Source organism: Hoylesella buccalis ATCC 35310 (assembly GCF_000177075.1).
Lineage (GTDB): Bacteria > Bacteroidota > Bacteroidia > Bacteroidales > Bacteroidaceae > Prevotella > Prevotella buccalis.
This window is the reverse complement of the sequence record NZ_ADEG01000035.1, coordinates 1-24,944: the sequence shown is the minus strand read 5'-3', so window position 1 is coordinate 24,944 and position 24,944 is coordinate 1. Positions and strand designations below refer to the sequence as shown.

Here is a 24,944-nt window from a genome sequence, read left to right as displayed (position 1 = left end):
TAACAGTTCTATGCCATTCGCACCATTCATATTTCTTATTTGCTTGGTGGCAGGTATTGCTTACCTTATCTATGTCAAGCGGAAAGAGCGTGAATTCATTGAGCAGGTTACGCCCATTACTCGTGGCGAATGGTCGGAGCGCAGAGTGGTATTGAAACTTCTGAAAGCGGGTATCAACCCCAAAGCCATATTTCACGACTTATACATTCAGAAGCCGAACGGCACTTATACACAAGTCGATGTAGCCGTTGCAACCAAGGTAGGCTTAATCGTTTTTGAGGTAAAGGATTACAGCGGTTGGATTTTCGGCAACGAACACCAAAAGTATTGGACGCAATTACTGGCATACGGCAAAGAAAAGCACCGCTTTTACAACCCCGTAATGCAAAATGCCGGACACATTCAAGCTATCAGACAATGTTTGCCGCAAAATCCGGGCATACCGATTTATTCCGTTATCGTATTCTTCGGAAGCAGCGAGTTTAAGGATATTACTTGTAATGCAGAAAACACCTTTATAGTATATCCTCGCTCTATCCGACAGGTCGTATCGGATATTATGATGCAGCCCAACGCCAATTTCGGGAATAAGTACGAGATTATGAACTTATTCATCAAAGGAGTACAAAACGGAAATGATTCGATGATTGTTTCTTCACAAATCAATTCTGCTGCATATTATGGTCGCAAAACGCCACAGTCCACTTATACCATATCTTTCAACTCATTATTCCGTTTTCGTGGTTTTTCACACAGAAGAAAATTTTGGTAACCCACTATTAGCGTATTAAATAGGGTCTGCTAATTAACTATAACTATCTGACAATTAACTATTTATGCTGTATAAAATTTGGTCAATTCGCCCAAAATGACTACCTTGGATGTTAAAACATTCAAGAATCGAGATGAAATATTACTCACAATATCGCAGTCACGACCTGTGTGAACTTCAGGAGTCACTTTCGGGATTGAGCAAATCCAACCGCTGGGTCAAGCTGGCCGACCACTTTCCCTGGGGCAGGATAGAGAAGGAATACAACAAACGCCCGAGGAACAGTCACAACGGTGCCGGCAACAAGCCCGGTCGTTATGTTCGTCTAACTCTTTTGTACACTTACAATTTAGGCTGGTTCTATAAATTAGCTTTGTTAGATTTTGAGCTTATTTTTGAGGTCAAAATGCAAGAGAGTGAAGGAGTGTAGCGAGCTACACGACTGAATGAACTTACATTTTGAACCAAAAAGAAGCCAAAAGATAACAAAACGTATTTCATAAACATTTGATGACTATGTGCGGTGGTAATTTATAGAACCAGCCTTTAACTCGAAGTTAGTAGTGAAATTTGGCAAAACGTAAACAGGCCAACATACAAAAACTTTACGGCGGTAATTTATAGAACTGCCCTAAAATGTTGAGTGCGAACTTTTCTTATATTCGCACTTTGCCTTTCTAATTGGGATTAGCGTTACATTCTTCATTTTGCTCCTTTGATGCCTATCAATGTTTCTTGTTTTCACCTTTATTCTATTGTACCTTTGCATCGTCAGTCAGAGAGACTGATTCGGCAGACAATCAATCCAGGAAGCGGTAACCCAGACGATAAGCCGGCATCGAACAGGAAACCGTGTACCATGAAAAACACACAGCCGAGAATTAATAATCAATCATTTAAAACACACAAATTATTATGGCAGTAATGTATAAACTGTATCAAGACAAGAGAGTTACCTCTTCAACCAAAGGCAAGTGGTATGCCCGCGCCATTCATCCACAAGTGATCGAAACCGACGCTCTGGCCGAACGCATTCAGCGCAACTGTACCGTGAAGCGCAGTGACGTGGTGGCTGTACTGGCCGAGTTGGTAGAGGTGATGCAAGACGAATTGCAACAGAGTCGCGTGGTGAAACTTAACGGATTTGGTTCGTTTAAAATTGGTTTGAGAACCAAGCCTGCAGACAAGGCAGCCGATTTTAACGTGACCAGCAACGTGGTGAACTATCGCGTGAACTTCCTTCCTGAGATGACGGGTGGCGGCGGCAAGGGCAAGAAGCGCAACCGCAAGTTCCTCGACGGTCTCAAGGTTCAGGAGGCTCCCAAGAACCCCGTGGACACGAAGAAAACCGCCGAAGGAAAGGCGGAGGAAAACGTAGATCCCAATCCGAAACCTTAAATCTTCCATCCTCCCTGCCCATCGGGTGGGGAGGAGTTTTTAGAAAAAAAAATCAATCACTATGAAACGCATCAATTGGAAACTTATATTCAAGATCATCATCACCATCGCCACCGCCATCCTGGGCATGCTCAACTCGCAAGACAAACTGACTTACAACGAAAATTGAAGAGCATCACGGGAGGACCGTTGGACTGGGCGTATCGAACAATGGAACGTACGACTGCGCCTCGTGACGAACGTACTTTTGCTTCTGGCAGCCATCGTGGCTATTCTCAGTTGCTCGAGGATTCTCTGAAGGGTGGTGCTACAACAAAGCAGATTTAAAAACCGCCCTGAAATAATGCAAAGCCAACCCGCCACGGTTGGCTTTGCTTTTGGCTGATGCATCAAAGGTTTGCTGCTTTTACAGAGAGGGCGAATCGGGGCATTGCATGGGGAGTGGCACAATCGGTTTGGTGAAAACTAATTGTTGGAAAAAAAAGTATCATTTTTAGGTTTGTTACAGATATTTCATACGTTTTTCTTGGTTTCGTATGGTTGAATGCTTATTTTTGCGCATAAAATAGTAAGTTACAATACATTTCATAGTATATTGATAGGCTGATGGGTGATGAGATTCTTTATTTTTACAACACGCTTTTGAATTGGGACACCACGGCATTGTTGGCTGTGAATGGCATGGGCAAGACAATGCCGAACGAAGAATTAAGCTGAAAACATGACCAATCATCATCAACGATTAGACGAATCCTTGCAGGAATCATGCGGCGATATCGGTGCTGTCGATTCGGCACCTGTCGGAGAACAGGTTACCGGCTGTGGCGAGTGTTTTCATCCCATTGCTTATTTTCACTCACCATTTACGTCCAAGTTTGGCATTCCCAAGCAGAGCGGACTGGCTGCTGGTTTGCACGGCACGATTGTCTTTGAGCCTCCTTATCGCCAAGCTGATGCCTTGCGGGGCATCGAGGGTTTTGACTATCTGTGGCTTATTTGGCTGTTCAACGCCAATCCACATCAGTCGGGCAGTCTGTTGGTGCGCCCGCCCGTGTTGGGCGGAAACCAGAAGGTAGGCGTGTTTGCCAGTCGTTCACCCTTCCGACCCAACCCCATTGGTCTGTCATCGGTGTTGCTGGAACGTGTGGAATGGGACAGCCCGCAGGGACCTGTGCTGCATGTGTTGGGGGCCGACTTGATGGATGGGACGCCCATTTACGACATCAAGCCCTACGTTACTTATGCCGACTGTCACCCGGAAGCCCGAAGCGGGTTTACCGATTTGTCGAAGATTCAGCGGTTGGAGGTGGTGATTCCCGATGAGGTAGCGCGCCAGTTCACGCCCGACAAGTTGCGCACTTTGAAAGAGGTGCTCTCTCTTGATCCGCGTCCGGCTTACCAACGGTCGAGCGAAAAAACATACGGCATGCCGTTTGGTGGAAAGGATGTGAAGTTCAAGGTTGTAGAAAATGATTCCACCCATGGCTGTGATGGGCATGATGCGCAATCGGCATCGTCTGCCTGTTGTGCCACGGAAAACGCTTTGTTAAATATGTCTGACGGAGCGGTGCGTGGAGGAACCTTGATAGTCTTAGGTCTCTCTGAAGGATGAATAAAAAATCCACTGATGACTGATGACCAAAAGTGGGCAACAGTCAGCAGTGGAAATATTTGATGATGAATCGCGCGGGATGTGCACCAATGTCTAGATGTGGCTGGCGTTAGTCGTTATCTTCTTCTTCAGTTGAGGGGATAGCCTCTTCGAGTTGTTTGGAATCGCCAAGATTGGTCATCCTCACAATCACGATACTCACTTCGTACAGCATCCAAATAGGCAGAGAGACGATGAGCAAGGTGAACACGTCGGCCGTGGGTGTGACGATGGCCGCGAGGATGAGAATGGCGACAATGGCGTGTCGGCGGTATTTAGACATCCATTCGGCCCGCAGCAATCCGAAGATGGCCAGCAGCCAGCTGATGACGGGAATCTCAAACACAATGCCAAACACCAAGCTCATCATGAGCATTGTGTCCATGTACGATTGCAGCGACAGCATGGTTTGCACTTCATCGCTGACCTGGTAGGTACCTAAAAAGCGGACGGTGAGGGGAAAGATGAGATAATAATTGATGAGAATGCCAATGATGAACATGACGTACCCACTGCCCACAATCTTGAGTGCATAGCGCTGTTCGCGCTGGTATAGAGCGGGTGCGATGAACTTGTACAACACGTACAAGATGTAAGGTGAGGCGCACAAGACTCCGAAGCAGAGTGCCGTCTTCATGTGTATCATGAACTGCTCGGTGAGCCCGATGTTCACCAGTTGGATGTTGAACGGCTCTACGCCCAGCAGGCGATATGTCACGAACTGGCTGTCTTTGGGTGCCAGTACAATATTAAAAAGCTCTTCCTTGAACATGAATGCCGCAATACCACAGATGAGGGCAACGGCAATAATCCTTATGAGCGTGCCGCGAAGCACGTCCAAATGTTCCCAGAAGGTGAGTTCTAAATCTTCTTCCATCATGAAACCCTCCATGGGTGGTGTGTCAATCCCTTCCTAATGTGTTGGGATAGGGGAGTGCGAGAGAGGCGGATGTCGTCTTAGTTCTTCGTCTCAGTCTCTTTGGTTTGCTGGTCAGGATCGAGGTCTTTCTCGATGCCGTTCACGCCATCTTTGAAACTTTTCACTCCTTTGCCCAAGCCTTTCATCAGCTCAGGGATTTTCTTTCCTCCAAACAGGAGAAGAACAACAAGTACGATGAGTACAATTTCTGGTGTTCCAAGCATAATATCAATTTTTCTATTGAAGCACCCGGCTCGTCCAACTGGTGAGAAACTCACTGGCAGCGTAGGCTTTTGTCAAGGTGCTATGGTTAGTGGTTTTGTTTTTTCAATGTATGCCTCGCCTACCCATTGCTGGCGATTGCACTGATGCAAATGTACGAATAATATTTCAAACGGCAAGAATAGGGGCTGAGAAATCATTGTGGTAGGTCAATATTTCTAAGCCCTTATACACGACTCTTGCATTTAAAAAGATCGTTTGTTGTTAAATACAGTCCTATTGGTTAGTTCAATTCCTTGTTAAAAACCAACATTGCTCTTGAATGAAAAATCCGTGCGGCTACTACAAAATAAAGTAGTAAATGCTTGTAAAGTACAAAATAATGTATTACCTTTGCGTTGTCTTAATAAAAACAACGGAAAATGAAACAAGAAATGGAAACAATGAGGGTTACAGATGAGGAAAGAGACCTCCTCGAGCAGATGAGAAACTACAACCGGTCTTATCCAAACGGTTATCCCGAACTGCTCAGTGTGATCATTGAGAAGTTTTACGCTATGCTCCGACAACCTTATTGACAACAAAACCACCGCTCCTCTCCCAATGGGGATGGAGCTTCAACTAAAAGAAAGGAAACAGCAATGGAAACAGTTATTAAAAAGCAGGCAGTGGTAAGTGATATGAAGCAGCGTCTGGCAGACATCAACCTCTCGGTGTCATGGATGGACTTTGCCAACAAATACTTCCACAAATCGTCTTCATGGTTCTATCACAAGTTGAACGGTATCGACGGCAATGGTGGCAAGGGCGGTTTCAACGAGGAGGAGTTGGAACAGCTACGCGGATCGCTCTTCGACCTGAGCAACCGCATACGAAGAGCCGCGGAAAGCATTTAGGCGTGGTTATCTGTTTGACCAATTAAGACAAAAAGACGCCCGACGCCTACGGGCGCAATCTTACCGCAAGCGCATGCTTCCCACCATGGAGAGCATGCGCTTTGTCTCTATTGTCATCAAAAGGTTTGTTTCTTAAGCTGATTATTTCTAAATTTGCATCATAACATCTTATCAGCAAACAATTACACACATAGCCATCAATCATTCCAACATATCAAACTTTAACAGTAGCCAATGGCATATTGTAGTACAAAATCGTGACACCCCCTCACGCTTTGAAGCCGTCGTGCCAACGTCAACCTTACAAGGAATAGTTACGGGCATCGTCCATGTCCCATGAGCGCGAACGGAGATTCCCGTTTATCAAAATTCGCTGGTAAAGTGGAATTTGATGTGCTTGAAGTCTTGCTGCGCCATGCTCAGCATGTAACTTGAATCGGCCAGGAACACGTCGCGTCCCTGTCGATCCTTGGCCATGTACTGGTATTTGCGCTTCTTGAAGTTTTCCAGCTCCTCGTGGTTGTCGGCTTCTATCCAGCAAGCCTTGTACAGTCGAACCGGTTCCCATCGGCACTTGGCATTGTACTCGTTCTCCAGGCGGTATTGAATCACCTCGAATTGCAGTTGTCCTACGGTGCCGATAATCTTGCGTTGGTTGAACTGGTTGATAAACAACTGTGCCACACCCTCGTCCATGAGCTGCTCGATGCCTTTGTTGAGCTGTTTTGACTTCATGGGGTCTTCGTTTTCGATGTACTTGAACATCTCGGGTGAGAACGATGGCAGTCCCTTGAAGTGAATCTCTTCGCCCTCGGTCAGCGTGTCACCAATCTTGAAGATGCCGTTGTCTGGCAGTCCCACGATGTCGCCGGGGTAGGCTTCGTCGATGGTACTCTTGCGTTGCGCCATAAACTGTGTGGGCGACGAGAAGCGTACCGTTTTGCCGTTGCGCACGTGCAGATAAGGTTGATTGCGCACGAACTTGCCCGAGCATACCTTGCAGAAGGCGATGCACGAGCGGTGGTTAGGGTCGATGTTGGCTATGATTTTGAAGATGAATCCCGTGAACTTGGGCTCTTCGGGGCGGATGACGCGTTCTTCTGCCTGTGTGGGTTTCGGGCTTGGCGCAATCTCCACAAAGCAGTTGAGCAGTTCCTGAACACCGAAGTTGTTGAGCGCCGATCCAAAGAACACTGGTGCCACCTCAGCCGATAGGTAAGTCTGCTTGTCGAAAGTGGGGTACACGCCGTCAACCAATTCGAGGTCATCGCGCAGTTGGACGGCCTCTTGTTCGCCCACCTGCTTGTCCAGTTCTTCGCTTTGGATGTCTACCTCCACCTTCTCGGTCACCCGTTGTTTGTTGGGTGTGAAGAGGTTGAGCTGCTGTTCGTAGATGTTGTACACGCCTTTGAACTTTCTTCCTTGTCCGATGGGCCAACTCAGTGGGCGCACCTTGATTTGGAGTTCTTTCTCCAGTTCGTCCAGCACGTCGAATGGGTCTCGTCCCTCACGATCCATCTTGTTGATGAAGATGATGACCGGCGTCTTGCGCATGCGGCACACTTCCATCAACTTTCGGGTTTGTGCCTCCACACCTTTGGCCGAATCGACCACGATGATCGCCGAGTCAACAGCCGTGAGCGTGCGGTAAGTGTCCTCAGCAAAGTCTTGGTGGCCCGGCGTGTCGAGAATGTTGACCTTGTAGCCCTCATAATCAAACTCCATGACCGAGGTTGATACCGAGATACCTCTTTGTTTCTCGATGTCCATCCAGTCGCTGGTGGCCGTTTTCTTAATTTTGTTGTTCTTGACCGCTCCGGCCACTTGAATCTGCCCACCGAAGAGCAAGAACTTCTCGGTGAGGGTGGTTTTACCTGCGTCGGGGTGTGAGATGATGGCGAAGGTTCGCCTGCGTTGTATTTCGTTCATAAATGGTTATTTCGTATGCATGCACTTAGTGAGGCTCTCTTCCCAATGAGGGATTTCGATGCCAAAGGTTTCCTTGATTTTTGTCTTGTCCAACACGCTGTAGGCTGGTCGGTGAGCCGGTGTGGGATATTCAGCGGTGTGCAGCGGCTTGACGTGGCAGGTGGTGATGCCAGCAATGCGGTGAATGGCTTTGGTGAAGTCGTACCAGCTCGTGACTCCCTCGTTGGAAAAGTGGTAGATGCCCGGCACGATGCCCTTGTTGATGATGGTCATGATGGCCAGAGCCAGGTCGTGGGCGTAAGTGGGTGTGCCTATCTGGTCGAAGATTACGCCCAACTGCTGTTTCTCTTGACCCAGTCGCAACATCGTCTTAACGAAGTTGTTGCCGAAAGTAGAGTAGAGCCAAGCCGTGCGGATGATGACATGTTTTGGACATGTCTTCGCCACAGCCACCTCACCAGCCAACTTGGTGGCACCGTACACGCTGTTGGGGCAGGGCGTGTCGGTCTCGATGTAAGGCGTGTGTTGCGTGCCATCGAATACATAGTCGGTGCTGATTTGCACCATCCATCCGTCACGCTTAGCCATGGCAACAGCCAGGTAAGTTGGCGCCTCGGCGTTGAGAGCCGTTGCCAGTCGCTTGTTGCTTTCGGCCTTGTCCACGGCCGTGTAAGCAGCGCAGTTCACGATGCCATCGATTTCGTGTTCTTCCACGAACCTGTTGATGGCGTCGCTGTCGGTGATGTCCAGTTCGTTGACGTCGGTGTTAAACCAGTGGTGCTCCGAATAATCCTTCTGCAGCACCTGCATTTCGTTTCCCAGTTGGCCGTTGCAGCCTGTAATGAGTATGTTCATAGTTTTAATCCTCCTCAAATTGAAGTCCTTCGTTACGATCCTTGATATAATAATCAGACAGCATGCCGATGAAGGTCGTTATCTCCTGGATGGCATGTGTGGTGTCGGGCGAGATGTCCTTCTGTTGCAACCGCAGCAGCATCACGCCGTACAAGGCGTTGAGGCATACCTGTATCTCGTCTTCCTCATGTTCGCCTTTACGCCTCAGCTCCACGATAAATGGCAGCACCTTGTAGTACTGTGCCGAGTAGAAGGGAAACTTGGTACTTTGCAGCAGCCTGCGGTGCAGGTCTATGAGGTCGGTAACGATAACCTGGTTAATCTGCAGGTGTCCGCCCTGTCGTTTGCCTTCCTCGTTCATCATGCGAATGAGGTTGCCGTACCAGTCTACCATTTCTTCCTTCTGTTCGTCCGTGTAGTCGAACTGACTGATGTATTCGCGGCGGATGCGCGACAGCGAGCAATCGTACACGCGGATGATGTCTTCTACCTGCCACATATATAATATGTATTCGGCGATGCTCTTTTTGCGTAGTTGTTGTGAGATATACACGTTTGATGTTGTATTAAGAGGTTGAATATTCGATGGGGTGCTTCGGCGTTTCCAAGTGAAACGGCATCGGCTTGTCGTGCCAGTCAGCGGCTTGACAATAACTGGCTAATAGTGGAAGGTGTAAAGATTGAACACCGTCCCGATGAGAATGATGATGGAGCACACGATGACGATGCTCCCAATAATCTTGTTGATAATCACGATGCCGTTGTTGTCAAACTTGCCACGCACCTTGTCGATAACCCAAGTTAGACCGTACCACCACAGCAGTGCGCCGCCAAAGATGCCAAAGTAGCCGCTCACCATCTCAACAGGATGGTCGGGGACGACAAACTTAAACTGCGCATACATGGCGATAAACAGCAGGATGATGAGTGGATTTAAAAACGTCAGCCAGAAAGCTGTGATGCCATTGTACAGGTATGTACCCTTCGTTTTGCCGCTAACGTGCATGTGCTTTGTGGGGTTGTTGCGAAAACTGTAAATGCCGAAAAGCAACAGCAGTATGCTGCCCAATATCTGCAAAACAAAAAGATTCTTGGGGTTGGTAATCAAATCCATCACAAAACTCATACCAAAGCCCGTGAGCAGTGCGTAAATGATGTCAGAGCATGTGGCGCCAAAGCCTGTCACCAAGCCATACCAACGTCCCTTGTTTAACGTTCGCTGAACGCACAACACCCCCACGGGACCCATCAGTCCCGAAGCAATCACTCCGATGATGATGCCCTTCCATATCTGGTCGATGATATCAATGTGAAACTCAAACGGCATAATGTATGCAAAATTGCGAAAATTATGCGAGATGCACAAATTTATGATGCTAAAGTTTGTGTTATACAAGTTTTTTAATACCTTTGCGAAACGTGTCAGAACCCCTCATTAGGTCTTCCCGGTAGGGTTCGTCTGTGTGCGAAAGGGCATAGCATACCGCCTGCAAGCCGAAGGGTGCAACGCTGATGTAGCCGAGAGCCGACACGCATCCACGCCCGCAAGGGGAGGTAGTAAACGATTTCTATACTAACTTAAAATAAAAACAAAAACATCACATGAAAGCAGTTTCTGAATTGAAACCGTATGTAATCGGTTTAGACTTAGGTGGAACCAACTCAGTCTTCGGCATCGTTGACAGCCGTGGTGACATCAAGGCCACCACATCCATCAAGACACAAGGATACGAAAACGTAGACGACTATGTAGACGCTTCCATTGAGGCTTTGCAGTTGATTATCGACCAAGTAGGCGGCATCGACAAGATTAAAGCCATGGGTATCGGTGCACCCAACGGCAACTTCTATAACGGAACCATCGAGTTCGCACCCAACCTTAGCTGGGGACACGACGGCATTGTGCCTTTGGCTAAGCTGTTCTCCGATAAGTTGGGCATCCCCGTGGCACTCACCAACGATGCCAATGCGGCAGCTATCGGCGAGATGACCTATGGCGTGGCACGCGGCATGAAGAATTTCATCGTCATCACCCTCGGTACTGGTGTCGGCTCGGGCATCGTTGTCAATGGTCAGTTGGTTTACGGCAGCGATGGATTCGCTGGTGAGTTGGGACACGTTGTGGTGCGTCGTGAGAACGGACGTTCGTGTGGTTGCGGTCGCTTCGGCTGCTTGGAGGCTTATTGCTCTGCCACCGGTGTTGCCCGCACGGCACGCGAATTGCTCGAAACGACTGAAGAACCCTCTATCTTGCGCGACATGATTCCGGAAGACATTACGTCACTGGATGTGAGCATTGCCGCAGGTAAGGGTGACAAGCTGTCGCAGCATGTTTATCAAATGACGGGCGAGATGCTCGGTGAGGCTTGTGCCAACTTTGCCGCCTTCTCTTCTCCCGAGGCATTTATCTTCTTCGGTGGTTTGACCAAGGCTGGCGATTTGCTGATGAAGCCGTTGAAGGAAAGCTACGACAAGCATGTGCTGAAGATATTTAAAGACAAAGCCAAGTTCTTGATTAGCGGGCTTGATGGTTCGTCGGCCGCCGTGTTGGGAGCCAGTGCCATTGGCTGGGAGATATAAGCATCGCTGCCACAGCAGCGATTAAGAGAATAGATGCTGGCTTCAGCGTATTGGCTTTGATAGCTTTCAGGCTTATCATCTAAGCCAAAAAGATAATACAAAAAGTGAGGGTGTATCATACGCACAAGTTATGATACACCCTCTTTTCTTTTGTTATCGGCCTTAATTCTTGACAATCTTCTTGCCACCAACGATGTACACGCCCCGTGGCAAGCTCTCAACGTGGGTGCCGAGATACACCCCGTCGAGGGTATAAACGCCGTCCTTGGGAGTAGATGTGTCGGTTGTAGGATGGGCAATACCGGTAGCCTCGGGTACAATCACCACCTCGCTCGTCACCGCTTTACCGTCATTACCTCTCAAAAGTGGGGGCAAAACCCGGTTTCTTGTTCATTTGGCAAAAGCCTATAAAACCAATCTGCTAAGGGTGAAGGACAACTGAGCAATCCCTCATTGTATTGTAAATTGAGAAAAGAGAAACGGATACGTTCTTGTGGGTGGTATCGCTCGTTATAGACAGACAGGCTTCTGCCACTCACACAATTTTCTGCCTTTACCTCTATCGGTATGATACGCTCACCCCACTGGATAACGAATTCTATCTCCGCACGACTATCGGGCGACCAGTAGTACGGAATGTCGTCATTCAGCAACGGCATGAGCGACTGCAAGATGGCGTTCTCCGCCATACTGCCCTTAAATTCCGTATAGTTGGCATTGGCGTTCAAGATGACAGTGGCAGGAAGCCGTGCCAGTCGGCGAAGCAACCCACAATCACAAGCATATACCTTGAAAGCCGACGGATCTGCGTAGGCCGAAATAGGAAGTCCGGGCTTGGTAATGTTGAACACCCTGTAAATCATTCCAGCATCCTCCAGCCAAAGCAGTGCGTCTTCATAGTCCTTTGACCGTGCGCCTGGTTTTACTATCTTGAAGATGAATTTTCGGTTCTCCTTGGCAAGTTGCGAGGGCAGCGAGCGCCATATGGCATGGATGCGTGGAATCTCCCTCGGCGTAGCGTACTTGGCAAAGTCAAGTTCGTAGAGGTCAAGAATGTCTTGCTGCACTTTCTCCACAGCCTCCATGCCTTTGTTGCCAAGAAGGCTGATAACCGCCTCGGGCATGCCGCCGCACACGAGGTAACGCCTGTACTCTGTTTTCAACTTATTGAGGACAATTTCGGGCAGGTGACTGGCATCATGCAAATTTTCTACATAGCTAAACGTTTTCTCATCAGCAGCACGCAGAAACTCTCGGAACGTGATGGGGTACATACGCATGATGCTCACCTTGCCCACTGGCACCGTCATGCTGCGCCTCTTCACCGCTACGCCAAGCAAACTGCCAGCGGCAATGACATGGTACGCTGGCGCATCTTCATAGAAGTATTTTAGGCTGTTCAATGCCTCCTCGCACTCCTGAATCTCATCGAAGATTATCAGCGTCTTACCTGCCACAATGGGAACCTCCGTATACAGCGAAAGCTCTTTTAAGATTCTCTCCGGGCTTTTGGAAGTTTGAAAGACAGACCTTAACTCTGGCTGACGGTCAAAATCGAACTTGGCGCAATAGTCAAATTCCTCCTTGCCAAACATTTCCATTGCCCATGTCTTGCCTATCTGTCTTGCTCCTTTTAATAGAATGGGCTTCCTGTCCGTTTCTTCCTTCCACCTCCTCAAGGTGTCTATGATGTCTCTTCGTATTTCCATGCGTTTACATTTTTAAGTGCAGAAAAGTGTGATAATCTACATTTTTCTGTAGTTGTTAATGCAAAAATAGCAATTATTCATAAAACAGACAAGTTTTGTGGAAGAAATATGGAGAGACTGTCACGATTGTTTTATTTTTAGAGGTTGCTTGTTACCAAAAGCTATTATTTTTCTTTGTTTTAACAACAAATTGGATGACTGAAACAACATCTTTGCATTTGGCCTGTTAATGATTTGCAATTGGAGGCCAAACTGATGGACTTTGAAGGCCAAAGTCAAAGAGTTTGAACCTACTTATATGTTGTTATGAATCAGATGGTTAGGTGAGTGTTGTTTGTTGCCTGTCATACAACACAGATGTTCAACCGCACCGCACCCAACCAAGATAGCGAGGGCGAACAGTACCGTCGTACCGATTGGGACTTGGCTTTCTGCTGACATCGCCTGCGCACCAACAGTGGCACGTCGGAAATCGGAAGGGGAGGAGCAGCCGACTTGGGCTACGGTGCGTACGACAAGTGATATTTCCCATTATGATCAGAGCTTCGCCATGTAAGCAGAGCATGGAAGTCGCCCAAAAATAGGAAAACTTTCCATTTGCTGATGGATTCCCTCGGAATCCGCCTGACACCCCCTGTAACTATCCAGCGTTAGGTGCATGATACCCAATAATTGTTAACAAATTTTAATTACATCATTCTTTTTTGTTTTTATTCTTTTGTTTCTATGAAATCCCTTACCTTTGCACTCGCTTTTCGGCTGATACCTCATCACAGATGATAATCAAGGAGAGATGGTAGAGTGGTCGATTACAACGGTCTTGAAAACCGTCGCACTGAGAGGTGCCGGGGGTTCGAATCCCTCTCTCTCCGCAAACAAGGGTGTAAATCAGCAAGTTACGCGATTTACACCCTTTATTACACCCGAAAATATGAGATAGGGAGTTTTCTATTTGGATAGTCACAAGCACAGCTTCAATTGTAAAAAAAAGTGGTGGACCATATTCATTCTTTGAGCAAGTCTCACTCATCACAGCCTTTTCCTATCCAACAGCTCCAAATTCTCAAAAACTTCATCAAACCAACGTGTCTTTTTCAACTCATACCCAACCTTTCTCGCTTCTTGAAATATGTATTTATTGAAAGGAAACACTTGATTTAACTCAAACTCTTTCTTATACTCAATATAGCTGTTTATTAGATAAGCCAAATCCAACTTCTCGGCAGCAAAGAAATTTTCTAGTCTCATCAACTGCTCAATATTCACCATCACTACATCCTTCACTTCGTAATCTGCTGAAACTTTCTTTTCACCAATGATTCGTTGAAACTCTTTATTCAGCAAATAGCTCGGGCCTTCTACATCAAAACAATCATCGAAGTACACTATCACGGGGTAGATAAATTTCACACCATTAGAGGCCCACTTATCAACTTCGCTCAATATACTTGGTATCTTTTTGTCAATCACATTTGCCAACTGCCCAACCCCTTTCGCATGCCCCTTAGAATTTGTGACATACTTCTCAAAAATTGTTTTTTTTATCGTCTCATAATCACCGCATAATTTCTTTTTTGCAGCCATCTGAACATCTTTACATTCAAATACGAATACCCTATTTCGATATCTCAGATAATAGTCTGGCATTCCCTTCCCCAGAGCCTTTTCCAGTTCTTCTCCACTATAATTCACATAATTCAAACCAAAACATCTTTTCATCAAGGAGTAAAAGAAGAAGCGTTCCGAGAACTCCTCACCTAAAAACGACCGCAGATTAGCATAACCCATTGTGCGATCCAACACTCCCCTCTTAACTAAAGCGTCCTTCATATCAAAAAGAAGTCCTGTATATGCTTTATCCAGAAACATCTTCATAAACATGAAGTTGTAGATATTAGGCCCTGTCTTAATTAGAGGCTTTTCCTTCATCATCAGAAAATCCATATCATGTTTATAATGCGATGGATTTAATGTCAACGAATCATAGAAACGACAAGTATCCTTCAGATTCTCACCAATGGCCATTTTGCAATTGGAGAAATCTTCTTCTCCCATTTCCAGAAAAGTCAAGAAGATCTTATCTAAATAATACTTAGCACCGGGTATATCCCTTTCCTTGCAGAATTCATCAACATATTGTGCAAACCGAGTGTTGTACTTTGGGAATTCTATCAAGAGCATATAGCACTTTATCATCAACAGCCTATAATCTCTTGGTGCTTCAATGTTATGACTCTTCAAGCAATCTGGCATATAAGACTTAATAAACTCTTCTGCCTTCATATTGTTGTTAGGTAGCTTCTGAATCATTGACAGACGCTCATCGCAACAGAGCATATATGATAAGAACAGGTTTGACAAGTCATCTTCTGTCAATTCATCATTTCTCCCATTATAACAAGTCAAAAGCTTGCTAATAAGCAGAAGCATTGCATATTTATCTATAAGGGCGTAGTTCCCAAGGTTATATTGTTGAGCATACTGACCAACAGGATTCTTTACATCATTTCGCGTTTTCATTACCCATGGTGCCCAAATATCGAAATCATGCTCATCATTAAACCGATTCACCTTCTTTGAGAGGTTATATGAAATAAATTCTATGGCAGTGTTTGATGGAACATTAGCCAACAAGTCTTCTATCTTATCGTGTCGGTCTGGATAGACCACACTATAAGACAACAATACCTGCTTCTGTAATTCCATTTTCTTCATAACGTTACTTTTTATTACCATTCATCATCCTTACCATTTTGCGCTCTCTATAGAAATCATATGAACCCATGGTTACGTGCTTTGTCTCTCTCAGTCGATCCAGCAGTTCGTCGTTTGAATTTGATTCCTTCACAATTAGCATTAATTGTTCAAAATCTAAGAACCAACTATTGAAGAAAGGATTCGTTTTAGAATCACCGTTGGTTCTCTCTTCGTTTAAGAAAGGCATCCATTTCTGCATGTCCTTGTTGAACTTCTTAACATCCTTTATGGTCTGCTTATCATCACCATCATATTTTGCTATCAACGATTTATTGCATATTTCATCCATAATGCTCTTGATAAGTATTCTGTCTTGGAGTGGGCCAAAAGCACCTAGACATACCGAGATACACTCAGCCGTTCTATCCTGTTTCTCTACCCTTGTCACATTCCCGTTTCCATCATCCAAATCCACATACCCATCTTTAATCATAAGATGTGATGTTCTAAAACATTGGGCCTGTGAATCTATAAGGCTTCCCAGTAAATCTGATACAATTCTGAATTCATCACCAGACTTTGCCATTCTAGTCAGACTTTTCTTCTTTATTTCAAAAAGCATGATACCTTCTGTAGCCTCAACCACAAGATCTGCTTCACCATCAACTGGATGAAGATAATGACCACAACAATGCGTAATGCTTTTTTCGTCAAGTTTCTCCTTGATATAAACCTCTATCAACTCTCCGACTTCCTTATCTATGTTTTTCTTGTTGTCCTCTTTTTCTTGATTGCGTACAACCGTCATCAGAGCCTCAAACCACCCCCATGAGCCTATTGTAACCGGCAAGGCATATATCTTACCATTTACTTTAATCAGTGGTTTGTTGAAGGCATTCTCATTTTCGTTATCCAGTGGCGTTCTAAATCCTTTGTTTAATACGTCATCACCTGTTGCCACATCATTGATCAATTGTTCAATAGCATTGATTCCGAGTTTATTCAATTTGTCTTTTCTTAGCTCCACACATTTCAATGTATCCGCTGTAGAAAGGACATGGTTCATCAATCGCTCATATTCATCAAATGTGTATCCGTTTTCCAATACCCTTCCAGTACCGCGCATATACATAAGTACGCGTTCACAGAACATTTTGCTAAACCAAACAGAATGCTGCGTCAATCCAAAGATACTCTCCTTATACACCAAGTCCCTGAAAAACTCCACCGCATCTCTGTCTTTGTGGAATAAATCTTCCCATACGTCTCCGAAGTTCTGTACAGGATATTTTAGGAAACAGTAATCAGTTGCCAGGCTTATAGCCTTTTTAAATGCCTTTGCGGCCTCGCTATTGCTACCTCCGTCTGCATTGATATTTGCCAAAGCCAAATTTACAAGATAATTGTATGGCTTTATTATTATCACATCCTTAGGATTGGGAGTATTGCCGTTCATATCGGTCAAAAATCTTCCTTCAGGTTCCAAATATTCCATCTGCCCTAACAGCATCTTCAAAAACCTTCTTCCACCTGCCTCGCAAATCCATTTGATCAAGGCATCAAAAACTATATCATCATTTTCTGTCACATAGCTGCATCCTTCAATCTTTATTTGGAGACCAAACTCTCTCAACCGCTTTGCCGCTGCAGCCAGTTTGTACTCCTTGTCATATTCTTTCAACCAATCTGTTTGCGGCAAGGGCATTTCCTCACTGCAGGCTGCTATCACGTCTTGCCAACAAGGGGCACTAAAACCCTTTATGGCGTTTTGATTCCAGCCAAGATAATTATGAATAATCTCCACTATATCTATATAGCATTGGTTATCCACACCATCCAGTAGTTGCTCTCTCAGCAAGCCTTTACCCAGCCTCTGGAAATCCTTATACGGAATTATTTCATCACCGGCAGATGGAAGCAGTGCCTTGATACGGGCATCTACTTTCCCAGCCTTATTGTTCACTGGCTTCAATAAACCATCTACAAACTTCTTGAAATCAGCTATTTTTACCATCGCTTCTTACTTCTGTATTTTCTTAATTACATCCTTCAGATGATCTTCAATCAGAATATCTGCATAGGTCGTTTTATTGTCATTTTTCTGCGCTAAGGCTTGCTCCAAATTCCTCACAAATGGCAATTCTGCATCATATACTTCGGGATATGGAACCTGTTGTAAGAAACGTCCGTTCAGTATTTGATAGAGAGCCATCACTTCTTTGGGCTGTATATTATTCACCTTCTTGGTAATATCCTTCTTCGGAATATGCTTTAATATTGGATAACTTAGGAAATCCGGTGTCTTGGTATCTCCATACTGAATAGTCAGTCTATTGGCTAAAGTGGGTAGGTCTTCGATAAACTGGCGGTGCACCTCTTTAATATCTGCATCTAAATTGGCTTTCGTTATTTCATTCATCTTCTCACGTTCATACTCAACTACCCATCGGCTTTCCTTTGGGATTGCAGTTTCAACAACATCCAGATTTAGCTTATCAAGAAGGTTCGGCGTATCTATGCTTTCATACATCTTGTCAATGCCACAGCGAATTTTCTTTTGCATATCCTCCTTAGAAAAAGAGGTAAGAGGATAGAAGTGCTGAAGATATGTAGCAGAATTAACGTATGCCATATTATCACAGAATTCCCCGTCTTCCACATACTGCGCCAATTGCATCACAGCATCCGCCATTTCTTTATTACTCATATCCCATTGCGAATGTATAAACTTCTGCAACAGTGCATATGCGGGGTTTATATCATTCCTTTGTACTTGATTTTTATATCCTTCCCACACCGCTTTTAGTCCTTCCTTATCCAATGACATACCTGCCGTAACAAAGTCAAATATCTGCGGTGAAACAATGACAGGGAAATTATGAACTTTCACCAACTTCTTAAAGATGTACGTAATACGACGGTTTGTATATTCGCATTGTTTTTCTTCCTTCTGCTTTTCCTGTTCCTCATCTTCTTGCGTTTCATCAAACAATCCGTCTGTTTTCCTTTCATCGTCACCAAACTCCCAGTCAATTGATGACAGTTCAACATATTGAGCAAACTGCAACCTATCTTTATAGGTCAAACGGTCTTTTTTATATTCAATAGCAACACCTACCGTACAAGCCCATAAAGACAGGAGAAAGCTATCAGCAGTATCTTTATTCTCATCCTTCAGGAAAGCATTGCAGACCTCATAAATCTTGCTAAAATGGGCTAATGCGAATTTCAGTATTCTGATGTTATGCAGTTCAACCAGCAAACCTTTATCTTCTTTATATGATGGATAACTCGGATCAATTACCACCACCGCCTTTTGAGCCGTCATGAATGCGGTAAATGGTGAAGAATAGCCCTTCCCACATAATTCCTTAAAGATGGACACCACATCTGGTTCATACCCCAAGGTTTTCTCTATCACCTTTTCTTTGAACACAAGTTTTGCCTCACCCTTTTGCTGCATGTAAGAGTTGTTGGCAATCACTATCACCTTATAGCCTCGTTGTTCAACCAAGTCATTGATGACTCCCAAGAGAGTATGAACATCAATTGTATCTATCGCGCGTTCTATATCATCAAGAATGATAACGGTATTTTCTGTGGGAATAAGTTTATAAAGCAAGCCACTATTGTTACCAACTAATGTTTTCACGTCCACAAAACTTTCTAGCCATGATATACTAGAAGCGAATTGTGTCCCTTTGGCTACAACCTTGCCAACCTTCTCCTTTCCCCAACCACACAGCCTCGATTTATTTTTCTCCTTCTCTGTTCTTTCACCTTTATCGCTCTCTGCCCGTTTATAATTATCTGCTATTCGAAGTGGTATTTCATTAACCGACTCAATACCAAATAATGAAACCTTCACTGGATTCCATCCTTCCTGTCGTAAGGTCGGTATTATCACTTTCTCTATATGATAAGTCTTACCACAACCCCATTCGCCCGACACCATCAAAGCACCAGTACTTTCCATTGATAGATAGTTTCTTATACCGTCTAACATATTATTGTTTTTTAGAAATAAATCATTGTTTTAGGAAGTCATTTAGTGTTATGCATTATACCACCAACCTTTGTGGAGTCATTCTACACAATGTCACCAAAAGCACCATTTGGGTCAATGCAATTGCTTCAGTTGTCTCATTGTCCTTATTACAAGCAGCAAAGGACAGCACTAGTACCAGTCCTACAAATATGAAGTTTTTTATTCCCTTTATTGCTTCATTCATGTTAGTTTTTATGCTTGTACTGCTCTGAAGTTACTTCACTAATTCTTTTGGTGACACACTGAGTAATTCTGCTACTTTGAAAATAATGGCGAGATTAGGTTGCTTACGATTGCAAACGTATGCGTTGGTGATGCTGAAACTCATACCCAATTCTTTGGCGAGCCATGTTTGAGTAATGCCTCGCTTCTTTAAATACTCCTTGATAAGGTTGCTATGCTCTTTCTTCTGTCCCATTAGATGATTGTATAACTCGATATTTGTTACAAAAAATATGAACTTATAATGAATAAAACAAAGAAAAAAAAGAACTTTCACGCTACTGGAAATAATTTTTCCTGTGAGAAGACATAAAGGTAATCTCTTAAGTTGTCAATGATGATTGGAAATGAATATGTCTTTGACTGAAACCATCTACTTTTTGAGTATGTATTGAGCGTTTTTGATAGTTGTTGATTTCCTTACATTTCCCTATACTTCCCGCTATATCCCAGCTTCTTGGAATAACATTAAAAGCCCTCTACTTTTGCACCGTCAGAGCTGACTGAATGCCCTATGCGCAAGGGCGAGTTATTCATTTCAAAATAATCGAATTATGACGATAAACGAATTACTGGGCAAACCTGTATGGCAGATGACTGGTGAAGAATTACTTTTCCTTGCACAACACAGTAATATATTCACGTGCGGGGAATCAACAAAGGCTTCTTCCTCCAAAGAAGAAAAGCGATATGTATACGGGTTGGCTGGCATTGCACGCCTCTTTGGGTGTAGCCTGCCTACAGCTAACCGTATCAAGCAGAGTGGTAAAATCAATCGTGCCATTACGCAGGTAGGGCGCAAGATTATCGTTGATGCCGACCTTGCGCTAGAATTGGCAGGGCGAAAGATAGGAGGACGATAATGAATACAACTGATTATGAAAACATTTGGCAAAAGTCGCTCATTCATGTAACCGATGAGTTTACGCTTCCTCCTGTTGTACTACAAGCAGGTGAAGCTATTATTGGCACACTGGGGAACTTCAGTGTATCGACAGGTAAGGCGAAAGCTAAGAAGACTTTCAATGTGAGTGCCATCGTTGCAGCAGCCCTTGTCAATGGACAAGTGCTGGAATATCAAGCATCATTTCCTGAAAGTAAACGCACGATACTTTACTTTGACACGGAACAAAGTCCTTACCATTGCCAACTTGTAATGCAACGCATTTTGAAATTGGCAAAACTGCCGATAGACAAGGAACCACAGAATTTGAAGTTTAGTCATCTTAGAGCCATTGCTGACCCTAATGAGCGCAGAGAAATCATCCGCTATGCCATCTACAACACACCCAATGTGGGTTTGGTGGTCATTGACGGCATCCGTGATTTGATGCTCGATATCAACAACTCTACGGAGGCTACCAAGTTAGTGGGGGACCTGATGCAATGGACGAGTGAGCAGAATATACACATTCAAACCGTCTTACACCTCAACAAAGGCGACGACAACGCACGAGGGCACATCGGCACCGAACTTAACAACAAGGCAGAGACCGTCCTACAAATCACAAGGGACAATACGCTGCCCGAGCGAAGTATCGTAGCCCCTGCAATCATTCGTTCCAAACCTTTTGAAAAGTTTGCCTTTCGACTTAAGGAGGTTGAAGATGAGATTTGCATTCCCCAAATAGATTTTTCGTATTCCGACAATGAACGGAAGTCGCATCGTTTCTCCTACCAAGAGTTAAGCACTAACGAACATCGAAAGGCGTTAGAACAAGTATTCTCTACAAGCGAAATTTTGCCATATAGTACACTAATCGTAGCTCTTAAAGAGGCTTATGCTAAGATTGTGGGGCTATCCTATGGGCAAACTAAACTCAAGGAACTTTTGCAATTCTTGCTCAACAAAGGTATAGTGGTTAAGGAAGAACGAGGAAAATATCGGCTCAGCCATAATTCTCTTCAATAAAACCTTTGGTCGGTCGGACACAGGCTATATATACCTGAACCAAACCGACCAAAGAGAAACAAACTTGGTCGGACGTAAAGGTGAGCCTATAGTGTACGACCGTCCGACCAATACTAAAACCTTCTGCCTCCAAAAGAAAAAGGCTGAGATTTATTCATTTCAAACATCAAAACAAAATCACAATGGAGATACAAAATATCAAGCAAATCTCTATCACAGATTATTTGCAGCAACAGGGTTATTCACCTACACGAATACAAGGTATTCATTTTTGGTACTGCTCCCCACTACGCAACGAAAGTACACCATCTTTCAAAGTAAATACAGAGCGCAACCAATGGTATGACTTCGGAACTGGCGAACATGGAGATATTATTGACCTTGTACGTACTTTACAGCATTGTACCATGTACGAAGCCATTGAATTGCTAATCGGTTCAAAACAAATAGTGCATCAAGATTTTTCTTTTGGCGGTGAAAGAAAAGCCTCTAAGCACAAATTAGAAATCATATCTGTGCAATCACTTACCAATCCTTATTTGTTACGTTACATCGCAGAACGAGGAATACCTCTCAGCACCGCCAATAGATTCTGTTCTGAAATTCGATACAATAACATCAATCGGACATACTATGCCATAGGATTTGCAAACGATGCTGGCGGTTGGGAAATTCGTAGTCCTTATTTCAAAGGCTGCATTGCTCCAAAAGCGATTACAACTATTAGTAAAGGCACAGACGTTTTACAAATCTTCGAAGGATTTATGGATTTCCTTTCCTGGCAAACGCTAAATCCTTCTTCAACTTGCGACACCATAGTTCTTAATTCTCTGGCTCTTTTGCCACGCATTCAAGAGAAGATAAAAGGCTACAAACAAGTGGAGAGTTTTCTGGACAGTGACGATGCGGGGCGAAAATCGTTTGAAATTTTGAAGCAGTTTTGTCCACACATTATAGACAGTTCTGTACGCTACCGAGAGCATAAAGACCTCAACGAATGGCTCGTTGCTCAATCCAAAATCAAAAAGAAGCTGACATTATTACCGACCACGAAGCGTGGTATCAGAAGATAGAGTTTATCTGGGAAGCAAGTTTGTGTTTTGAGTATCTCAAAACCTACTTGCTCCCACCTTTGGGAGGTGAAAATCCCGTTGGGCTCATCAAAAAAAATAAAAAATGGAACAGAAGAATAAAGGTGGACGACCCACCAAGACATTATCAGAGAAACGAAAATATCAAGTGCTTCTTCGGCTTAACATAATGGAGTACTACACCTTGTTGGGAAAAGCACGTGAAGCCTCCATTTCTCGAACAGAGTTTTTACGGCTGCTCATTACAAATGCAGAAGTAAAGAGCCGAATCAAGCCAGAGGAAATGCGACTCATCCGTACAGTTTCTGGCATGGCTAACAATCTTAACCAAATTGCCCATCGACTCAATGCTTTCGGCATCTCTGCACTCAATGAAGAATTGAATGCGTTGAAACAACTCATTCACGAACTCATGAAACGATTGAAGCCATGATTGCCAAGATTATAAAAGGAACAAATTTCAGCGGAGTTGTCAATTATATGCTTAGCAAACGCGAAGGTGAAGCCAAGGTTTTACAAGCCAATGGCGTGCGCAGTTCTTTTCCAAATGACATTGCACACGACTTCAACTTGCAAGCCTCTATGCGTCCAAGTGTACAGAAACCAGTTTGTCATACCATACTCTCATTCTCGGCACATGATTCAGAACGACTGACAGATGCAACAATGGTGAAGATTGCCAACGAATATCTCCATGAAATGGGCTATGGCGACACACAGAGCCTTATCGTAAGGCATAGTGACCGCCAGCATCCGCACATGCACATTTGTATCAATCGCATTGGCAATGATGGCAAGACCATCAGCGACCGCAATGAGAAATATCGCTCTACGAAGATTTGCCGAGAACTGACTGAGCGTTATGGTCTAACCATTGGCGAAGGAAAGCAAGAGGTAAACCGATCACGATTAAGAGGTGAGGATAAGTTGCGCTATGAAATATTCGATGCCATTAAGTCCATATTACCTCAATCTCAGACTTGGAAAGATTTTGTTGCAGAATTAGAGCAACAAGGTATTGCCACTCGTTTCAAGACGAAAGGCAATACCAATGTAGTGCAAGGAATCATCTTTGAAAAAGACGGTTGCAGTTTCAGTGGGTCAAAGATAGACCGCTCCTGTTCTTTCTCACACCTCAATGCAGAGATAGAGCGAAATATTCAGCAGGAGCAATATCATCTCTCAAAAAAGCCAATGGCACATTCGACAGATGAAAGCGGATTTGCAAGCGACTTATCCGATGCACTTGGCGAAGTCTTTACGATGCCGATGCCCAGCGGAGGCGTAGATGTGGATGAACTCCGCTTTCAAAAGAAACTTCGCAATAGAGCCAACCGCAAACGTAGAATTTAATCACCTCAAAATAACAACCGTATGAACAATGAAATAGCCCCTGTTCTCGACATCCTCGAAGAACTAAAACAAGAATGCAAAGCCATCAGTAAGGTACAGACAGAACTACGCACAGCTCTTGTTGAACAGGCTTCTAATCCAAAAGCAGATAGCATTAAAACGCAAGAAACCGTACAAATTCATCTCTCAAAAGAGACCCAAGCCAGAATCAAGGAGCATCAACTTTTTGTTTTGGCGGCACTATCTGAGTCGAGTAAGAAACTCGACCCGAAGTTTGAAGCCTTGCAACAACTCATCAAAGAGCAACAAAAGTCTGTAGAGTTTAAGAACTACTCACTTTTTGCCAGCGTACAATTAGCCGAACGTATGCTACTCTTGTTAGTCTGCGGACTGGTTATGGTCAGTTGTTGGTTCTTCGGTATGAGAGCCAACAAACTGCAAACCGCCTCCGATTACGACCTCCGTTATCGCTATCTGCGAATGCAAGGCAAAGCTACCAAAAAAGATTTTGACTACCTTGACAGCATTTTTATCACGCATCGTAATCCCAAAGCCATCCAGCAAATGCAGCAGAAGGTTATTGATTATGAACAAGCCATGCAACGGCAAGCAGAGTTGTTGTTGCAACAAGAACGTATCAAACAGGAACAAAGAGAACTAAAGAAGCATTTGGGAAAATAAGTGGCTTCC

The 24,944-nt window shown here is 44.4% G+C and carries 26 protein-coding genes, 1 tRNA gene and 2 pseudogenes; 17 read left to right on the top strand and 12 right to left on the bottom strand.

Annotated elements, in window-relative coordinates:
• From HMPREF0650_RS02970 to tsaA, 6 genes and pseudogenes are all read left to right on the top strand, one after another.
• A partial coding sequence (locus HMPREF0650_RS02970) for a nuclease-related domain-containing protein (protein WP_309545636.1) occupies positions 1-772 on the top strand: 772 nt, incomplete at its 5' end.
• 133 nt (positions 773-905) lie between these two features.
• A complete protein-coding gene (locus HMPREF0650_RS13005; protein ID WP_004348261.1) occupies positions 906-1,202 on the top strand; it encodes a hypothetical protein in 297 nt (98 codons plus the stop codon).
• 485 nt (positions 1,203-1,687) lie between these two features.
• Positions 1,688-2,170 (top strand): HU family DNA-binding protein, encoded by a 483-nt coding sequence (locus tag HMPREF0650_RS02960; protein WP_004348259.1) that lies wholly within the window; start codon positions 1,688-1,690, stop codon positions 2,168-2,170.
• A gap of 61 nt (positions 2,171-2,231) precedes the next feature.
• Entirely contained in the window at positions 2,232-2,339 is a 108-nt protein-coding gene (locus HMPREF0650_RS13000; protein WP_245543450.1) for a smalltalk protein, read from the top strand.
• Positions 2,336-2,497 carry a hypothetical protein gene (locus HMPREF0650_RS12995; RefSeq protein WP_155813558.1) on the top strand — a complete coding sequence of 54 codons (162 nt, stop codon included), beginning with the start codon at positions 2,336-2,338 and terminating at the stop codon, positions 2,495-2,497. Before HMPREF0650_RS13000 ends, HMPREF0650_RS12995 begins: the two co-directional genes overlap by 4 nt.
• Positions 2,498-3,011: 514 nt before the next feature.
• Positions 3,012-3,632: pseudogene (tsaA, locus tag HMPREF0650_RS02955) on the top strand (tRNA (N6-threonylcarbamoyladenosine(37)-N6)-methyltransferase TrmO); the annotation flags it as partial.
• 259 nt (positions 3,633-3,891) lie between these two features.
• Here tsaA and tatC read toward each other — a convergent pair.
• A complete protein-coding gene (gene tatC, locus HMPREF0650_RS02950) occupies positions 3,892-4,701 on the bottom strand; it encodes a twin-arginine translocase subunit TatC (protein WP_169308981.1) in 810 nt (269 codons plus the stop codon).
• 77 nt (positions 4,702-4,778) lie between these two features.
• Complete coding sequence (locus HMPREF0650_RS02945; RefSeq protein WP_004348256.1) at positions 4,779-4,964, bottom strand: Sec-independent protein translocase subunit TatA/TatB; 186 nt, start codon at positions 4,962-4,964, stop codon at positions 4,779-4,781.
• Positions 4,965-5,384: 420 nt separating this feature from the next.
• Between HMPREF0650_RS02945 and HMPREF0650_RS12990 the strand changes: the two genes are divergently transcribed.
• Both HMPREF0650_RS12990 and HMPREF0650_RS02935 read left to right on the top strand, forming a co-directional pair.
• Complete coding sequence (locus HMPREF0650_RS12990) at positions 5,385-5,540, top strand: hypothetical protein (protein WP_004348253.1); 156 nt, start codon at positions 5,385-5,387, stop codon at positions 5,538-5,540.
• A 63-nt stretch (positions 5,541-5,603) separates the two neighbouring features.
• Complete coding sequence (locus HMPREF0650_RS02935) at positions 5,604-5,858, top strand: DUF5053 domain-containing protein (protein WP_004348250.1); 255 nt, start codon at positions 5,604-5,606, stop codon at positions 5,856-5,858.
• Positions 5,859-6,221: 363 nt separating this feature from the next.
• Here HMPREF0650_RS02935 and HMPREF0650_RS02930 read toward each other — a convergent pair whose 3' ends face one another.
• From HMPREF0650_RS02930 to HMPREF0650_RS02915, 4 genes are all read right to left on the bottom strand, one after another.
• Positions 6,222-7,787 carry a peptide chain release factor 3 gene (locus tag HMPREF0650_RS02930; protein WP_004348249.1) on the bottom strand — a complete coding sequence of 522 codons (1,566 nt, stop codon included), beginning with the start codon at positions 7,785-7,787 and terminating at the stop codon, positions 6,222-6,224.
• 6 nt (positions 7,788-7,793) lie between these two features.
• Entirely contained in the window at positions 7,794-8,642 is an 849-nt protein-coding gene (rfbD, locus tag HMPREF0650_RS02925) for a dTDP-4-dehydrorhamnose reductase (RefSeq protein WP_004348248.1), read from the bottom strand.
• Positions 8,643-8,646: 4 nt separating this feature from the next.
• Positions 8,647-9,195 carry a DUF4924 family protein gene (locus HMPREF0650_RS02920; protein WP_023057397.1) on the bottom strand — a complete coding sequence of 183 codons (549 nt, stop codon included), beginning with the start codon at positions 9,193-9,195 and terminating at the stop codon, positions 8,647-8,649.
• Positions 9,196-9,300: 105 nt separating this feature from the next.
• Entirely contained in the window at positions 9,301-9,969 is a 669-nt protein-coding gene (locus HMPREF0650_RS02915; RefSeq protein WP_004348246.1) for a LysE family translocator, read from the bottom strand.
• Positions 9,970-10,244: 275 nt separating this feature from the next.
• Between HMPREF0650_RS02915 and HMPREF0650_RS02910 the strand changes: the two genes are divergently transcribed.
• On the top strand, positions 10,245-11,222 hold the full coding sequence (locus tag HMPREF0650_RS02910; RefSeq protein WP_004348244.1) for an ROK family protein: 978 nt from the start codon (positions 10,245-10,247) through the stop codon (positions 11,220-11,222).
• Between the two features lie 162 nt (positions 11,223-11,384).
• Here HMPREF0650_RS02910 and HMPREF0650_RS02905 read toward each other — a convergent pair whose 3' ends face one another.
• Positions 11,385-11,597, bottom strand: coding sequence for a hypothetical protein (locus tag HMPREF0650_RS02905; protein WP_004348242.1), 213 nt, complete (start codon positions 11,595-11,597; stop codon positions 11,385-11,387).
• Positions 11,582-12,931 carry an ATP-binding protein gene (locus HMPREF0650_RS02900; RefSeq protein WP_004348241.1) on the bottom strand — a complete coding sequence of 450 codons (1,350 nt, stop codon included), beginning with the start codon at positions 12,929-12,931 and terminating at the stop codon, positions 11,582-11,584. The genes HMPREF0650_RS02905 and HMPREF0650_RS02900 overlap by 16 nt, the downstream gene beginning before the upstream one ends.
• A gap of 360 nt (positions 12,932-13,291) precedes the next feature.
• Here HMPREF0650_RS02900 and HMPREF0650_RS13450 point away from each other — a divergent pair.
• Positions 13,292-13,450 (top strand): annotated as a pseudogene (locus tag HMPREF0650_RS13450) (HmuY family protein); the annotation flags it as partial.
• Between the two features lie 268 nt (positions 13,451-13,718).
• Positions 13,719-13,803: transfer RNA gene (locus HMPREF0650_RS02895), tRNA-Ser, on the top strand.
• Between the two features lie 157 nt (positions 13,804-13,960).
• On the opposite strand, the gene HMPREF0650_RS02890 is transcribed toward HMPREF0650_RS02895, so the two are convergent.
• The 4 genes from HMPREF0650_RS02890 to HMPREF0650_RS02870 all read right to left on the bottom strand — a co-directional run bounded on the left by HMPREF0650_RS02890 (position 13,961) and on the right by HMPREF0650_RS02870 (position 20,094).
• Positions 13,961-15,646, bottom strand: coding sequence for a hypothetical protein (locus HMPREF0650_RS02890; RefSeq protein ID WP_004348240.1), 1,686 nt, complete (start codon positions 15,644-15,646; stop codon positions 13,961-13,963).
• 4 nt (positions 15,647-15,650) lie between these two features.
• The gene (locus HMPREF0650_RS02885; protein ID WP_004348239.1) at positions 15,651-17,642 is read right to left on the bottom strand and encodes a hypothetical protein; all 1,992 of its coding nucleotides are present in this window, start codon (positions 17,640-17,642) and stop codon (positions 15,651-15,653) included.
• A 6-nt stretch (positions 17,643-17,648) separates the two neighbouring features.
• Positions 17,649-19,634: a P-loop NTPase fold protein gene (locus HMPREF0650_RS02880; RefSeq protein WP_040562249.1), complete on the bottom strand. Its 1,986-nt coding sequence runs from the start codon at positions 19,632-19,634 to the stop codon at positions 17,649-17,651.
• A gap of 256 nt (positions 19,635-19,890) precedes the next feature.
• Positions 19,891-20,094: a helix-turn-helix domain-containing protein gene (locus HMPREF0650_RS02870; protein ID WP_004348235.1), complete on the bottom strand. Its 204-nt coding sequence runs from the start codon at positions 20,092-20,094 to the stop codon at positions 19,891-19,893.
• Positions 20,095-20,452: 358 nt separating this feature from the next.
• Between HMPREF0650_RS02870 and HMPREF0650_RS02865 the strand changes: the two genes are divergently transcribed.
• The 6 genes from HMPREF0650_RS02865 to HMPREF0650_RS02840 all read left to right on the top strand — a co-directional run bounded on the left by HMPREF0650_RS02865 (position 20,453) and on the right by HMPREF0650_RS02840 (position 24,935).
• Positions 20,453-20,761, top strand: a complete 309-nt coding sequence (locus HMPREF0650_RS02865) for a DUF3853 family protein (protein ID WP_004348234.1) — start codon at positions 20,453-20,455, stop codon at positions 20,759-20,761.
• Positions 20,758-21,810: an AAA family ATPase gene (locus HMPREF0650_RS02860; RefSeq protein ID WP_211205570.1), complete on the top strand. Its 1,053-nt coding sequence runs from the start codon at positions 20,758-20,760 to the stop codon at positions 21,808-21,810. Before HMPREF0650_RS02865 ends, HMPREF0650_RS02860 begins: the two co-directional genes overlap by 4 nt.
• A 182-nt stretch (positions 21,811-21,992) precedes the next feature.
• A complete protein-coding gene (locus HMPREF0650_RS02855; protein ID WP_004348232.1) occupies positions 21,993-22,883 on the top strand; it encodes a DUF8464 domain-containing protein in 891 nt (296 codons plus the stop codon).
• A 103-nt stretch (positions 22,884-22,986) separates the two neighbouring features.
• A complete protein-coding gene (locus HMPREF0650_RS02850) occupies positions 22,987-23,334 on the top strand; it encodes a plasmid mobilization protein (RefSeq protein WP_004348231.1) in 348 nt (115 codons plus the stop codon).
• On the top strand, positions 23,331-24,254 hold the full coding sequence (locus HMPREF0650_RS02845; RefSeq protein ID WP_004348230.1) for a relaxase/mobilization nuclease domain-containing protein: 924 nt from the start codon (positions 23,331-23,333) through the stop codon (positions 24,252-24,254). The genes HMPREF0650_RS02850 and HMPREF0650_RS02845 overlap by 4 nt, the downstream gene beginning before the upstream one ends.
• 21 nt (positions 24,255-24,275) lie before the next feature.
• A complete protein-coding gene (locus HMPREF0650_RS02840) occupies positions 24,276-24,935 on the top strand; it encodes a hypothetical protein (RefSeq protein ID WP_004348229.1) in 660 nt (219 codons plus the stop codon).
• The last annotated feature ends 9 nt before the right edge of the window (positions 24,936-24,944 follow it).

Excerpts from the sequence above, each read along its gene's own strand:
- HMPREF0650_RS13005 (WP_004348261.1), top strand. The coding sequence starts at position 906 with ATGAAATATTACTCACAATATCGCAGTCACGACCTGTGTGAACTTCAG.
- HMPREF0650_RS02960 (WP_004348259.1), top strand. The coding sequence starts at position 1,688 with ATGGCAGTAATGTATAAACTGTATCAAGACAAGAGAGTTACCTCTTCA.
- HMPREF0650_RS13000 (WP_245543450.1), top strand. The coding sequence starts at position 2,232 with ATGAAACGCATCAATTGGAAACTTATATTCAAGATCATCATCACCATC.
- tatC (WP_169308981.1), bottom strand. The coding sequence starts at position 4,701 with ATGATGGAAGAAGATTTAGAACTCACCTTCTGGGAACATTTGGACGTG.
- HMPREF0650_RS02945 (WP_004348256.1), bottom strand. The coding sequence starts at position 4,964 with ATGCTTGGAACACCAGAAATTGTACTCATCGTACTTGTTGTTCTTCTC.
- HMPREF0650_RS12990 (WP_004348253.1), top strand. The coding sequence starts at position 5,385 with ATGAAACAAGAAATGGAAACAATGAGGGTTACAGATGAGGAAAGAGAC.
- HMPREF0650_RS02935 (WP_004348250.1), top strand. The coding sequence starts at position 5,604 with ATGGAAACAGTTATTAAAAAGCAGGCAGTGGTAAGTGATATGAAGCAG.
- HMPREF0650_RS02930 (WP_004348249.1), bottom strand. The coding sequence starts at position 7,787 with ATGAACGAAATACAACGCAGGCGAACCTTCGCCATCATCTCACACCCC.
- rfbD (WP_004348248.1), bottom strand. The coding sequence starts at position 8,642 with ATGAACATACTCATTACAGGCTGCAACGGCCAACTGGGAAACGAAATG.
- HMPREF0650_RS02915 (WP_004348246.1), bottom strand. The coding sequence starts at position 9,969 with ATGCCGTTTGAGTTTCACATTGATATCATCGACCAGATATGGAAGGGC.
- HMPREF0650_RS02910 (WP_004348244.1), top strand. The coding sequence starts at position 10,245 with ATGAAAGCAGTTTCTGAATTGAAACCGTATGTAATCGGTTTAGACTTA.
- HMPREF0650_RS02900 (WP_004348241.1), bottom strand. The coding sequence starts at position 12,931 with ATGGAAATACGAAGAGACATCATAGACACCTTGAGGAGGTGGAAGGAA.
- HMPREF0650_RS02890 (WP_004348240.1), bottom strand. The coding sequence starts at position 15,646 with ATGAAGAAAATGGAATTACAGAAGCAGGTATTGTTGTCTTATAGTGTG.
- HMPREF0650_RS02885 (WP_004348239.1), bottom strand. The coding sequence starts at position 17,642 with ATGGTAAAAATAGCTGATTTCAAGAAGTTTGTAGATGGTTTATTGAAG.
- HMPREF0650_RS02880 (WP_040562249.1), bottom strand. The coding sequence starts at position 19,634 with ATGTTAGACGGTATAAGAAACTATCTATCAATGGAAAGTACTGGTGCT.
- HMPREF0650_RS02870 (WP_004348235.1), bottom strand. The coding sequence starts at position 20,094 with ATGGGACAGAAGAAAGAGCATAGCAACCTTATCAAGGAGTATTTAAAG.
- HMPREF0650_RS02865 (WP_004348234.1), top strand. The coding sequence starts at position 20,453 with ATGACGATAAACGAATTACTGGGCAAACCTGTATGGCAGATGACTGGT.
- HMPREF0650_RS02855 (WP_004348232.1), top strand. The coding sequence starts at position 21,993 with ATGGAGATACAAAATATCAAGCAAATCTCTATCACAGATTATTTGCAG.
- HMPREF0650_RS02850 (WP_004348231.1), top strand. The coding sequence starts at position 22,987 with ATGGAACAGAAGAATAAAGGTGGACGACCCACCAAGACATTATCAGAG.
- HMPREF0650_RS02845 (WP_004348230.1), top strand. The coding sequence starts at position 23,331 with ATGATTGCCAAGATTATAAAAGGAACAAATTTCAGCGGAGTTGTCAAT.
- HMPREF0650_RS02840 (WP_004348229.1), top strand. The coding sequence starts at position 24,276 with ATGAACAATGAAATAGCCCCTGTTCTCGACATCCTCGAAGAACTAAAA.